This window comes from Sphaerisporangium rhizosphaerae, from assembly GCF_042665155.1.
In the GTDB taxonomy this organism is placed as follows: Bacteria; Actinomycetota; Actinomycetes; order Streptosporangiales; family Streptosporangiaceae; genus Sphaerisporangium; species Sphaerisporangium rhizosphaerae.
In genome coordinates this window covers 99,158-111,842 of sequence record NZ_JBHTCG010000019.1, presented here as the reverse complement: position 1 = coordinate 111,842, position 12,685 = coordinate 99,158, and the positions used below count along the sequence as shown (strand labels likewise).

Below are 12,685 nucleotides of genomic sequence, written 5' to 3'. Positions count from 1 at the left end.
ATCAGTCACGGGAGACCACCCGGTTGGTGAGAGTGCCGATGCCTTCGATGCCCACGCTGACCTCGTCGCCGTCCTCCAGCGGGCCGACTCCCTCGGGCGTGCCGGTGAGGATCACGTCGCCCGGGATGAGCGTCATGACGTCGGTGATGTAGGCGATGAGCTTGGGGATGTCATGGATGAGCTGGGAGGTGCGCCCGCTCTGCTTGAGCTCGCCGTTCACCGTGGTCGTCAGGGCCAGGTCGGCGGGGTCGAGCTCGGTCTGGATCCACGGCCCGAGCGGGCAGAAGGTGTCGAAGCCCTTGGCCCGCGTCCACTGCCCGTCCTTGCGCTGAAGGTCGCGGGCGGTGACGTCGTTGGCGCAGGTGTAGCCGAAGATGACCTCGTGGGCGCGCTCGACCGGCACCTCGCGGCACAGGCGCCCGATCACGACGGCCAGCTCGCCTTCGTAATCGACCCGCTCGGAGAGCTTGTGCGGGTAGGCGATCGCCTCGCTCGGGCCGATCACCGACGTGGACGGCTTGCTGAAGATCAGCGGCTCGGCCGGCGGCTCGCCGCCCATCTCGCGGGCGTGCTCGGCGTAGTTCTTGCCGACTGCGATGATCTTGCTCGGCAGCATCGGCGTCACGAGCCGCACTTCCTGCAGCGGGTAGCGCTCGCCGGTGAACTGGATCGCGCCGAACGGATGCCCGTCGATCCTGGAGATGAACTCCTCACCCTGAGCGCCCTCGACCACGCCGAACGCGACACCCTCACCTGTGGAGAACCTTGCGATACGCACCCTCCAAGGCTAGTGCCGCCCACCGGCCCCCGCTGCCATCGCCACCAGCACCCCGCCGAGCCCTCCCCGGGCACCGGCGCGAGTGGCCCAGGTCACTCCTCGGCCGCCGTTTCCGCCGGCAGATCGGGCAGATCCTCGATCGAGAAGTCCGCCGAGCAGCAGGCCAGGTGCCTGGTGATGGCCTCGTTCAGCTCGGCGGACGGGGTGGCACGCGCCAGCGCCTCCGCCAGTTCCTCATGGGTCGCCCGGAGCGAAACAAAGGTCCTCAGCGTCGCCTGGACAGGTTCACCATGATCACTGATCATCGACTCCAGCAGTGCCGTACGCGACGCGGAGGCGTCCGGCCGTTGACCCAGCGCGTGCACGGCAAGCCGCCGGATCAACATGTCTTCTTCGATCCGAGCGCACTCCATCAGCGCCGCACGTACCGCGACGTCCCCGTTCAGTCGGTCCAGCACCAGAAGGGCATTGACCTGCATGTCGATGGACCCGTCGGTGGCGGCGGTGATCAGTAGGCGCCGCGCCTCGGGTTCGTCGGCCAGATTCGGCAGGACCGTGATCGCCGCGGCCCTGCTCTCGCGTCGTTCGTCGACGGCCATCGCCAGGATCACGTCTCGCACCTGGGGGTCGCCGGCCGCTTTGCCCAGAGCGGTCACGGCGGCCCGCTGGACCTTGCCTTCGGAGTCGGCGCAGAGTCCGATGAGTGCCGTCCGGACAGCGGGATCATGGACGGCGCCCGCCAGGGCCTCCGCCGCCGCAGTACGGATCTCCTCGTCCTCGTCGGCGGTGCACCGCAGCACGGCCGCGCGCACGCCCGGATCGGCGACCGCGCCGGCGCCCGCGCGCACGGCGATGGCGCGGATCTCCGGGTCCGGGTCGGCCACCGCCCGCATCAACGCCTCACGTACATCGGGGTCGTCCGGCGGCGCATGGCCGAGTGCGGCGAGAGCGGCCGCGCGAAGCTCATGATCGCCACCGGCCGCGTACCGCAGCAGGAGGGCCAGCCCACCGGGATCACCGGCGACGTCCCGGAGATGCCCCCGGGCGACGATGGCCGGCTGATCATGATCCGTGTACCGGATCACGCTGTACTCGTCCCTGGTCCAGCGCAGGATCGACGGGAGCACGTCGGGGTCGGCGGCGATGCCGCCGAGTGCGCGCGCCACGGCGGTCTGGACCTCCGTGGCCGCGTCGGCGACCCGGTCCAGCACCGCCCGGCGGACCGCCGGGTCGTCCAGCATGCCTGACAGCGCCGTCACCGCGGCGGCACGGACCCGCCAGTCCTCGTCGGCCGTGCACTCCAGCAGCAGGGGCGGCACAGCGGGGTCGTCCAGAGCGCCCGCCAGACCCGCCACCGCCCCGGCGCGTACCTTTCCTCCAGGTTCCACGGCATGCAGCAGAGTGGCGCGGTGGTCCGGGTGGCCGAAGAACCGCTGGAGGGCTTCCTGCGCCGGGGACATCAGCGACGGCCACGCGACCGGCAGTGCACCGTCTGTGTCGAAGGCGGATCCTTCGCGGGAGTAGCGCGCCTGCACCATCGTCAGCAAGGCGTCCGGCAGCCGACGGTCGCCCGGGATCAGCGCGACGGCGATCCCCGCCGCCACCTCGACAACCGCTCTCCAGGGCTGGTGCGCCCCGCGCCGGAGGAACCATGCCAGGTAGGTCTCGCGTCCCGGCCATTCCGAGCCGAGAGTCTGGACGGTGGTCAGGATCTGCAGGCCGAGCACCACGGCGAACAGGTCCCGCGTGTCGCCGCCGTATTCCAGTGTCTGCACGATACGCACGATCACCCGGCCGCCCGCCTCCTCCAGTTCGGCCGAGGGGCGTTTCTCCGCCAGGCACTGGGCGGCGAGGATGACGTTCCACGGCAGATCGCCGCCGGAGATGGTCCAGGGCCAGGGCCAGTTGACCTGGTCGGCCAGGTAGGTGACGATCTCGGCGGTGCGGGCGTCGGTGACCATGCCGGCGATCAGGCGCAGCACCTCGCGCCAGGCCGGGTCGTTCCAGTGCGCGCCGAACACCTCGGTCTTGAGCTCGTCCAGGCTCAGCGTGCCGTCGCGTTCGAGCTGCCAGCGGTAGGCCTCGGCGCAGAAGTACTCCAGCAGGGCCCGGTGTACGAACCCGTACAGCTCGGTGCCGTACCGGCTGAGGACGAAGTTGCGCTCGCGGAACTGACGGATCATCACCCGGGCGATGCGCGTGGCCTCGGCCGGCGGGTGCCGGAACCGGGTCGTGAGGTAGTCCTCGAACTCCTCCCGCAATTCCTCGGCGGTCAGGTAGTTGCCACCGGTCCCGCCCCGGCCGCCGAGCTGCATGCGCAGGGCGACCCGGCGCAGCAGCTCGCCCTTCTCCTCCTCGCCGATGTGGTCGACGTGCGGGCTCTCGTCGCGCAGATAGCGCTCGACGTCCCAGCGCTGCACGAGCACCGTCGCGGCGTACTCGTACACCTTCCAGCGCTCGCGCGGCAGCTCCTGGTGCCGTCCGATGATCGCCAGGATGGTCAGCAGCAGCGGGTTGCCCGCCATCTCGCGCACCGACCGGATGTTCTCCACCGCGTCCGCGATGCGCTCGGTACGGCTGACCGCGTCGGCGGGGCGGTCGTGCAGCGCGAGGTGGTACCAGGAGGTGAGGAAGGACCTGATCTGCTCCGGGGCGAGGTCCTGCAGGGTGGCGTGGGCGAACCCGGCGTCCGCCAGGGTGGCCTTGGCGTAGCCGATGATCCGCGAGGTGACCAGGACGCGGGCCGACGGGTATCGCTCGGCGAACCCGGCGATGCGGCGGGTCACGGTGGCCCGCTCCCCGGGGTCGAAGATCTCGTCCAGGCCGTCGAAGACGACCAGTGCGGGCCCGCCGGCGCCAAGGTAGACGTGCAGGTCGTCGCTGGTCAGGCCGAGCGACTCGGTGTGGCACAGGTGGTCCAGGTAGTCGAGGAACCTCGCGCGGCCCGACCCCGCGTAGGACTTCAGCTCGACCAGCAGCGGCAGGTGCCCCTTGAAGGCCGGCAGTTCGGCACCGGTCCCGGCGAGCGCGAGCATCAGGTAACGGGCCAGGGTCGACTTGCCGGCGCCCGGGTCGCCGAGCAGCACGGTGTTGCGGACCTCGCCGCCGGTGAGGAACTCCAGCACCTTGCGCCGAGGGCGCTCCCGGTAGGCGGTGGCGAGGCGACGGACCTCCTCGCGGTCGACATGGTCTGGAAGATCACGCGCATCGAGGTTCCCTTCGGCGCGGATCCACTGCCACAGCTTCTTGGGCAGGTCCAGCGGCGGCACGTCCTCCCGGACGTCCTGTTCCACGAACACCGAGCCGAGGGCGAAGCGCATCTCGTCGGCGTACCGCGGCGGGGTCAGCGTCTCCAGGTCCAGCCTGCTGTACTGCCGGATGAGCCGCTGGTAGTAGGTCCGGACGGCGCCGGAGTCCAGGTGCGGGGCGGACGGCAGAGCGGGTCGCTGATCGCCGAGCGTGAGGTGGACGGCCGCCGCGACCTGGCGGCCCAGCTCCTGCGGAGAGGTGAAGAAGCTGATGATGTGCCGGTCGGCGAGTTCCGCGCGTAAGGCCTCGATGCGGGTGACGTCCGTGTCCATCTTCGATCGAGGCCAGGGGGCGTCCTCGTGCAGCAGGAAGATCAGCACGGGTATGCCGGCCTCGACCGCCGCCCGGTACTCCAACTCGGTGATCGCCCGATCGTGGCCTGGCGGGACATATCCGTAACGCCAGGCGAAGATGCCGACGTAGAGGTCGCAGTCCCGTACGTCCGCCAGGCACTTCCCGGTGGCGGGACGGGCGTCGGCGACGTACGCCTCCATGGCGAGGTCCGCGACGCGCATCTCGCGCAGCGCCTGCCGTACGACCGCGCGCTCGTCCCGCAGATCCCGGTAGGTCGAGGAGACGTACGCCTTCTTCATCACCGATCGCCCCAACCTGATCCCATGGAATTCCCGAAAAACGGCACGCCGGAATTGGCCCATGTGGAGACCTCGCCTCCGACCGATCCCGTACAGCCCCTCCCGCGTCGGCACCGCCGCCCGCCACCCTGATCAAAGGCCGGAATTCCCCCGATCTCCGGCGCAGCACGAGTATCCAGGAGAAGGCCCACCTATATCGCAGAAACCGAACATCAGCCGGCGCCGGAGATGGCATTGCGTCCGCGTGGGCGACGGGGGCGGATCGTAGGGTGGCTGTGCCGGGTCAGGGTCCGTCACCACGTTCCGCGCGCGGGCGGCCGCGGGCCTGGCTACGACGTCACGTGGCGAGGAGTGGACATGTCGGTTGTGAAGATCAACGCTCTGATCGTGCCCGACGAGATGCGGGAGGAACTGGAACGCCGGTTCGCGGGACGGGCGGGGATGGTGGAGTCCTCGGACGGCTTCGAGTGGTTCGAGCTGCTGCGTCCGCTGGAGGGCACCGACCGCTACCTGGTGTACACGCGGTGGCGCAGCGAGGAGGACTTCCAGCGCTGGCAGCAGAGTGAGTCCTTCCAGCGGGGCCACGCGCGCGCCGCGGCCGACGCCGCCGCCCAGGGCCAGGCGTCCGGGCAGGGCCACGGCCACGGCGAGGCGGCCGAGCAGGGCCAGGGCCATGGGCACGGTCAGGGGCACGGCCATGGCCAGGGGCCGGCCGCGACCGGCTCGGAACTGTGGACCTTCGAGGTCGTCCAGAGCACCGGCCACAAGAAGTCCTGACCGGCGCGCGGCGCGGTGAGCGGTCCCCCATGACCACCGGAGGGCGACGCCTCGGGAGTGCCGACCGGCGGTCCCGGTGGTGCGGTCCGAATGCGGGCCGCACCTGGGAGAAGCCTGTGTCCGACGCATCTGGTTGTTAACGATGCGGCGGAAGAGGCGCGAGCGACTTGACCTGTTCGTCATGATTCGGACAGCATGATCCGCCCCCATCTTCGGTCACGGAAGGAACTGGCGTGCGCCGCCGGACACGAGCCCTCGCTTTCCTCACCACCCTTCTGCTGACCTGGGGCTGGACCTTCCAGGCCGCGCCCGCGGGCGCCGACCGCTCCGCCGGGGCCGCGGCGGTGAAGCAGAGCGCCGAATGCCAGGGCGACTGGCTGCCCGCCACGCCGACCTCCGCGCAGGTCATGTCCGGCGAGGTGCAGTTCCTCGACCTGCCGCCTGTCAAGATCGGCACCACGATCAACTGGCGCTGGAGCCCGTACAAGAACCGCTCCTGGGACATGGTGTTCTCCTCCCTGCGCTGGGTCGGCCGGCTGGTCGCCGACTACGAGACCTCCGGGGACGAGAAGCTGCTCGACCGCGCGACCGCGCTGGTCAAGAGCTGGGTGGAGAGCAACCCCCGGGGCAGCTCGCGCGCCAGCGCCTACGCCTGGGACGAGCACCCGATCGCGTTGCGCGCGCCCGTGCTGGTCTGCCTGAGCCGCCACGTCAAGGCGTCCTGGCTGACCGGCAGTCTGGTCGACCACGCCAGGATGCTCTCCGACCCGGCCCTGTACGAGAAGGGCCACAACCATGGGATGGACCAGGACATCGCCCTGCTGCGCATCGGCTGCCGCACCGGGCACAAGGAGTGGACCGACCTGGCCGTCCGCCGCATGACCGGCTCGGTGAAGCTCGACATCGACTCCCAGGGCGCGCTGCAGGAGCAGGCCCCGCGTTACGGCATCTACGTGCACGAGCGGCTGAAGGTCGGCATGGAGGCCATCACCGACTGCGGCAGGAAGGTGCCCTCCGAGATCGAGAAGCGCTGGGAGTCGCTGGAGGGGTACATCACCCACGCCACCGAGCCCAGCGGGTTCATGGTCCCGATCGGCGACGGCGGCGCGGACGTCAAGCCGGCGGGGTACAAGCACGCGAACAAGACCGTGCAGGTGTTCCGGACCGGCTACGTCTTCGGGCGGACGGCGTGGGACAAGCCCGAGTCGGCGTACTACTCGATCAGGTTCGGCCCCGGCCTGAAGTTCCACGGGCACGAGGACCACCTGGGCGTGACCTACTACGCACAGGGGCACGACGTGCTGGTGGAGGCCGGGTTCCACTCCTACGAGCGGACGGCGTACCGCTACTGGACCATGTCGCCCGAGGCGCACAACGTGCCCGTCGTGGTCGGCAAGCCCTTCCGCGGGCGCACGGCGACGTCCCTGACCCGCTCGTCGATCAAGGACGACCGGCAATCGTACAAGCTCACCGACAAGGCCTACGGCGTGAGCAGGAACCGCTCGGTGCTGGTCAACCACGGCGACGACCTGATGGCCGTGCTGGACACGGTGGCCTCCGGCGCGAAGACCCGCAGCTACTGGCACCTGGACCCGGCGCTGACCCCGGTGTCCACCAGCGGCGGCCGGGTCGTCGTGAAGGACAAGTCGGGATGGAAGGCCACGCTCGTACAGCTCGCCATGCCGTCCTGCGCGCCGATCGGCGGACAGTCGGTCGTGCGGGCCCAGACCAACCCCTACCAGGGCTGGATCTCACCGTCCTACATGGCCAAGGTGCCCGCCTCGGTGGTCGTCTCCCCCGCGGCCGGCGACCTGCTCACCATCGTCGTCCCGGGCACCGCCGAGCCCAACGTCACCTGCTCGGGCACCCGCGTCACCGTCGAGACCTCCGACGGCCGGACCTCCTTCCGCGCCTCCGCCGGCACCCTCTCCTGAAGCGACCGGGAGGGCCTCGCGGGGCCCTCCTGGAACCCGCTGTCTCCCCCATCGCGGGTCGCATCGTGGCCGGCCGACGCCCGCCCGCCCTTCCCACCACTGTGGAGAAGACCTTCAGGAACGCCCGCCGTCGCACCTTCGACCCACGAACGCGACCTATCCGGGCTTGTCCGGCGGATACAGCTTGTCGAAGGCGATTCCCGTCAGGACGGAGACGGCGACCGCGATCATCCACGGGTCGATGCCGGTGGCCTGGTTGATGAACTGGGCCGCCTCGCCGAAGTTCAGACTCGCATCCGCGCATGCGGCCAATGCCATCGCGAACGCGGCGCCGGTCATCACCCTGCGCCGCGATGCTCGTGAAGCGACGGAGAAACGTGCCTGCGGAGCCGCGAGCACGCCCGGCACTCCCAGGGATGGCGCCTGCTCAGGTAAGCGCGCGAGCAGATGTGGATTCGGCCAAATAGCGGAGCCGGGCATGCGGAACAGCGGCTCCCATTCGGGCCGCTCGGGGACGGCTTCACGAACGGTCTCGGTGAAGAACGTGAAATCGCCGACGAAATCGACGAGCCACTGGACGCACACACTGCGCGTGTCGAGATCGAAGTACGAGATGAAGAAAAGCGGCGCATTGCCGCTTCCATCGGCTGTCGCCGGAGGCGCCGGCGGACGCCCAGGGGGCGCGCCATGTCCAGAATGGACCAGGAGCCGGGGAGGAGAACGGACAATGCGCCCGGCAGCCGGGGAAAGAGTCGCCACTGTCACCGCCCGACTCTACCTCCACCTCCCAAGAGACGGGCAGATGCGTGACCACCCCATCTCATAGCGCGGAACCTTTACACACCCCGTCCCCTTCCGCCGATCATGTCCATCTCTTGAAGGTCGGGCCAAGACGCTCACCGTGCCCTGGCGGTGACCACAACGGCACACCAGGCAGTCCCTCTTCGGAGCGGTCGACCCTCCTGTCCGATCCGGCATGTATACGGCGTACATATGGAGCGTATACGGTGTAGACATGACGGAAGGACAGACCGCGGAACGCATCGCGGCGGCGGCGCGGGCGATTCTGGTCGAGCGGGGGGCCGATGCCGTCAGCATGCGGCGGGTGGCCGAGGCCGCCGGCATCACGCCCATGGCGATCTACCGCCACTACCCGAACAGGGACGCGCTGCTGCGGGCCGTCGCCGAGACCTCTCTCCGTGACCTGGCCCGGCACTGGGGCGGGCGCAGCCGGGGAGACGACTGGGACGGCCGGATGTTCGGCCTGCTCGACGACTTCCTCGACTTCGCCCTCGGCACCCCGCACCTGTACACGTTCCTGATGACGGAGGAGCGGGACCAGGCCCGCCGCTTCCCCGAGGACTACCGCAGCGGCGACGCGCCCCCGTTCAGCCAGATCGTCCGAGGCATCGAGGAAGGGATGCGCCTGGGAATTTTGCGGCCGGACGACCCCCTGGAGGTGGCGCTGGCCCTCACCGCGCAGACCCAGGGCCTCGTCCAGCTCTATCTCGGCCGGCGCATCGGCATGTCAGAAGAGGACTTCCGCTCCCTGTGCGAGCGCTCAGCGAGAAGGATGCTCAATGGACTCACCTCTTAGCGCACCAGAGAACACCTCACCGGAAGCCGCCCGAACGAGTCTGGACCGCGTAGACGCCGGTGGAGGGACGATCCGTTCCGCCTCCTCGGCGAGTGGCGCCTGGTCGTGGGCGGCCGCCGCGTGCTCGGCGGTGCTGCTGTACCTCGGCACCGGCCTGTCGCCCGTCGCGGCGCTGACATGGATCGCGCCCCTGCCGATCTTGCTGCTCGCCCCGAGGGTGACCGCCCGCCGGGCCACGGCGCTCGCGTTCCTGGCCTACCTGGCCGGCAGCGCGAACAGCTGGGACTATTTCCTGCGCCCGCGCCCCTCCCTCGCCGTCCCGCTGCCCGCCGCCCTGAGCATCCTCATCGGCGGCTCGGTCCTGTTCGCGACGGCGGTGCTGCTCTTCCGCGCCCTGATCGTCCGGCGCCACGCCGTGCTCGCCACGCTGGCGGCCCCCGCCACCTGGGTCGGCGTGCTCTACCTCACCTCGCTGGCCAGCCCCTCGGGCGTCATGGGCACCCTGGCCACGACACAGGCCGACGTCACCACCGTGGTGCAGATCGCCTCGGTGACCGGGTTCTGGGGCGTCGAGTACCTGGTTCTGCTCGTGCCAGCCGCGATCGCCGCCTGTTCCGCCACCGGCATCCCCGTCATCGCACGGCTGCGCGCCGGGGCCGCCGGGCTGGTGATATCGGCCCTCGCACTCGGATACGGGACGTTCCGCCTGCACGACTCGCCCGCCGCCGCGAGCTCGCGGCACGTCGTCGTCCTCGCCCGGGACCAGGGCCACTGGGCGGCCGATGTCGCGACTCCGGAGGGGCGCGAGCTGGTCGCGGCCTACGCGGAGCGCATCGCGGGCCTTCCGGAGGGATCCGGGATCGTGGTGCTGCCCGAGGCGGGGTTCGCCGCCGACGACGCGAGCCTTCCCGCCCTCGTCGGCCCGATGGAACGGGCGGGCCGCGCCCGGGGGGCCGACATCGTGATCGGCCTGCTCCACACCACAGGGGGCGTCCGGTACAACTCCGCGCTCGCCGTCCCGGCGGGCGGCGGCGCCCCGGCCGAGTTCCACAGGTGGAACGCCGGGATGGATCAGGTGAGCCGGACCGGCCACGACCTCGCCTACCTGCCGGGCACCCCCTGGGCCGGGATGGTGGTCTGCGGGGACGTCAACTTCCCCCGCCCCACCCGCGACTACGCCGCCGCCGGGGCCCGGCTGCTGGCCGTCCCGGCCTCCGACGAGGACGTCGACGGCCGGCAGCACAGCCGTACGGCGCTGCTGCGCGGCGTGGAGAACGGCCTGGCCGTGGCCTGGTCCGACCAGCGCGGCGTGCCGATGATCTCCGACTCGTGGGGACGGGTGCGCGCCGAGACCAGGACCAGACCCGACGCCGGCCCCGACTCCTTCGCCATGGCCGCCGCCACCGTTCCCGCCGGCCCGGGAGCCACTCCCTACACCCGCTTCGGCGACTGGTTCCCCTGGCTCTGCCTCCTCACCACCCTCGCCGCCTCGCTCTTCGTCGTGGCCGCCAGGCTGCGTGAGAGGCCGGGGCGGGCTTGACCTTGCCACCGGCGTCAACCTCTAGCATCGTCCGGTCCGGACGGCCCGGACCAGGTCGGACGCCGGACGGCGATCGACCCGTTCCGCCCCTCCGGGAGTGACCCGTTGAGCACCTCGCCCACCGCCGACGACCGCGCATCACTGCTCGACCACGACCGCCGCTTCTTCGACGCCCTGGTCGCCGCCGACGCCGCCGAGCTCGCTTCCCTGCTGGCGGACGACTTCGTCATGGTCGCCGTCGGCGACGGCGCGGTCGTGACCAGGGACGACCTGCTGACCGCGGTCTCCACCGGAGCGGTGCGATTCCCCGTCATCGAGTCCTTCCCCGGCGAGGCCGTCGTCCGGCGCGTCGGCGGCACCGGCATCGTCGTGGGACGGACCGGGATGAGCTTCACCGGCCCGGACGGCGCCCCCTTCACCGCGGACAGCCGGTACACCCACGTCTTCACCACCACACCGACCGGCGGATGGCACCTCCTGTCGGCCCAGGGAACCCAGATCAAGCCGCCCGTGGCGGGTGAGGCGGCGGCGGTGTGACGTCGGCGGGTGACCGGCCGCCTGGGTTGGTGCACACGCTACGGGCGGTTGCCGGTTAGGCGAGTGCGGCGGCGCGTTCCTTGGCCGCCAGCAGCACCGTGAGAGCGGCGTCGAGCTCAGCGGGATCGATGCCCTCGAAGGCGGCGTCGGTGACCTCGCGCGAATGCGCGTACAGGGCCGCGAAGTGGTCGTCGCCGGCTTCGGTCAGTTCCGCTGTAGCGGGAGAGTTCTCGGGCCGGTATGCGACGTGGCCCGCCGCGGCGGCGCGCTCGAGCACCCGGAGGGTGTCCGCCTCGGCCAGGTCCATGCGCTGATTGAGTTCCTTGGCCACCTCGTCGATGGGCAAGGGAACGTTCTTCTCCTTCAGCAGGGTCAGGAGCATCTGGGTGGGGAAGTCGGAGTCGAGGTCCGCGAGGGCGCGACGGTGCAGCTTGCCGATCAGGCGCGCGGTCTCGCCGAGCGCGCGGCCGAAGCTGGGGCGCGATTGGGGGTTCACGGTCATCTGAGTCTCCTTGTGACGTGCCGGTCGAACGGGAAGGGATGGACAACAGCACTCGACCGCCCTGATGGCGGACCCCGTCATTGGTCACTCTAATGATGGAGCGACCAATGTTGGCGTGGCCAACATTACACGAGATTGATGGTGCCGCCAACAATCGATTACTCTGGCGAGGTGAACAGCACCGCGAACCCGACACCCGCCCGGCTGCGCACCCTTCCGAGCTGGGTGATCAATCAGACGGCGATCGCGGCCAACCGGCTGACCGACCGTGCACTGGCCGGCACGGGTTCCCGCCGGCACCACTTCGCGATGTTGGCGGCCCTGGACGAGTTCGGCCCATCCAGTCAGGCCGATCTCGGTCGATGCACCGGGATCGATCGCAGCGACGTGGTGGCGGCGGTCACCGCGATGGCCGAGCGAGGTTTTCTCGAGCAGCGTCCCGACCCTGCCCACGGCCGGCGCAATATCGTCACGCTCACTCCCGCGGGGAAGGACCACCTGGAAGGGCTCAGCGCCCTCCTCGCCGACGCCCAGAACGAACTACTGCACGCCCTCTCCCCGGCGGAATCCAGAACGATCGTCGAGCTGCTCACACGAGTCCTCGACAGCCGCTGACCATCACGAGGACGCCGCGTCGCGCTCCGCGGCGTCGCCGCTCCCCCGCTCATATCTCACCTCGAACCAGACCGTGCGCCCGGCGTCGTCCTGGTGTACGTCCCACCGCTGGGAGATGAGCTCGACGAGCATCAACCCTCGGCCGCCCTCTCCGAGCGTTTCGCCGCAGACGCGCGGCGCGGACTCGCCTCCGGCGTCCACCACGTCGACGTGGACGAGGTCATGGCGGTCTTCGATGGCGAGGGTCACCTTTCCACCGTTCCCTGAATCGGAATGGAGGATGGAATTGGTGACGACCTCGGACACCAGCAATGTGACGTCGTCAATGGCGGGATGAGCCTCACCGAGTTTCGCCCTGACGAACTCCCTGGCCTGTGACACCGACTCCGGGGAGCCGGCCAGTTCGATAACGCCCAACAGCCGGCCTGCCGCCATGCGCGAACACCTTTCCTGCGCCGGTAATGGACACGCGTCCTGAGGACTTCACCGCACCAGAATGTCAA

General features: G+C 70.1%; 11 protein-coding genes. 6 read left to right on the top strand and 5 right to left on the bottom strand.

Annotated features, from left to right (window positions below):
- Position 1 precedes the first annotated feature (1 nt).
- Together ACFQSB_RS25330 and ACFQSB_RS25325 are read right to left on the bottom strand one after the other, a co-directional pair.
- Positions 2-778 carry a fumarylacetoacetate hydrolase family protein gene (locus ACFQSB_RS25330; RefSeq protein WP_354847428.1) on the bottom strand — a complete coding sequence of 259 codons (777 nt, stop codon included), beginning with the start codon at positions 776-778 and terminating at the stop codon, positions 2-4.
- A 92-nt stretch (positions 779-870) separates the two neighbouring features.
- Positions 871-4,680: a HEAT repeat domain-containing protein gene (locus tag ACFQSB_RS25325; protein WP_380829471.1), complete on the bottom strand. Its 3,810-nt coding sequence runs from the start codon at positions 4,678-4,680 to the stop codon at positions 871-873.
- A gap of 357 nt (positions 4,681-5,037) precedes the next feature.
- Here ACFQSB_RS25325 and ACFQSB_RS25320 point away from each other — a divergent pair, with 357 nt between their 5' ends.
- Together ACFQSB_RS25320 and ACFQSB_RS25315 are read left to right on the top strand one after the other, a co-directional pair.
- Positions 5,038-5,457 (top strand): antibiotic biosynthesis monooxygenase family protein, encoded by a 420-nt coding sequence (locus tag ACFQSB_RS25320; RefSeq protein ID WP_380829470.1) that lies wholly within the window; start codon positions 5,038-5,040, stop codon positions 5,455-5,457.
- 233 nt (positions 5,458-5,690) lie between these two features.
- Complete coding sequence (locus ACFQSB_RS25315; protein ID WP_380829469.1) at positions 5,691-7,391, top strand: heparinase II/III domain-containing protein; 1,701 nt, start codon at positions 5,691-5,693, stop codon at positions 7,389-7,391.
- A 156-nt stretch (positions 7,392-7,547) separates the two neighbouring features.
- On the opposite strand, the gene ACFQSB_RS25310 is transcribed toward ACFQSB_RS25315, so the two are convergent.
- A complete protein-coding gene (locus ACFQSB_RS25310; protein ID WP_380829468.1) occupies positions 7,548-8,156 on the bottom strand; it encodes a hypothetical protein in 609 nt (202 codons plus the stop codon).
- 250 nt (positions 8,157-8,406) lie between these two features.
- On the opposite strand from ACFQSB_RS25310, the gene ACFQSB_RS25305 reads away from it, so the two are divergent.
- The 3 genes from ACFQSB_RS25305 to ACFQSB_RS25295 all read left to right on the top strand — a co-directional run bounded on the left by ACFQSB_RS25305 (position 8,407) and on the right by ACFQSB_RS25295 (position 11,065).
- On the top strand, positions 8,407-8,988 hold the full coding sequence (locus ACFQSB_RS25305; RefSeq protein WP_380829467.1) for a TetR/AcrR family transcriptional regulator: 582 nt from the start codon (positions 8,407-8,409) through the stop codon (positions 8,986-8,988).
- Positions 8,972-10,528, top strand: a complete 1,557-nt coding sequence (locus ACFQSB_RS25300; protein WP_380829466.1) for a nitrilase-related carbon-nitrogen hydrolase — start codon at positions 8,972-8,974, stop codon at positions 10,526-10,528. The genes ACFQSB_RS25305 and ACFQSB_RS25300 overlap by 17 nt, the downstream gene beginning before the upstream one ends.
- A gap of 105 nt (positions 10,529-10,633) precedes the next feature.
- Positions 10,634-11,065 carry a YybH family protein gene (locus ACFQSB_RS25295; protein WP_380829465.1) on the top strand — a complete coding sequence of 144 codons (432 nt, stop codon included), beginning with the start codon at positions 10,634-10,636 and terminating at the stop codon, positions 11,063-11,065.
- Between the two features lie 55 nt (positions 11,066-11,120).
- Here ACFQSB_RS25295 and ACFQSB_RS25290 read toward each other — a convergent pair whose 3' ends face one another.
- Entirely contained in the window at positions 11,121-11,567 is a 447-nt protein-coding gene (locus tag ACFQSB_RS25290; protein WP_380829464.1) for a hypothetical protein, read from the bottom strand.
- 171 nt (positions 11,568-11,738) lie between these two features.
- Here ACFQSB_RS25290 and ACFQSB_RS25285 point away from each other — a divergent pair, with 171 nt between their 5' ends.
- The gene (locus tag ACFQSB_RS25285) at positions 11,739-12,182 is read left to right on the top strand and encodes a MarR family winged helix-turn-helix transcriptional regulator (RefSeq protein ID WP_380829463.1); all 444 of its coding nucleotides are present in this window, start codon (positions 11,739-11,741) and stop codon (positions 12,180-12,182) included.
- 3 nt (positions 12,183-12,185) lie between these two features.
- Here the strand turns inward: ACFQSB_RS25285 and ACFQSB_RS25280 are convergent, their stop codons facing one another.
- Entirely contained in the window at positions 12,186-12,617 is a 432-nt protein-coding gene (locus tag ACFQSB_RS25280) for an ATP-binding protein (protein WP_380829462.1), read from the bottom strand.
- Between the last annotated feature and the right edge of the window lie 68 nt (positions 12,618-12,685).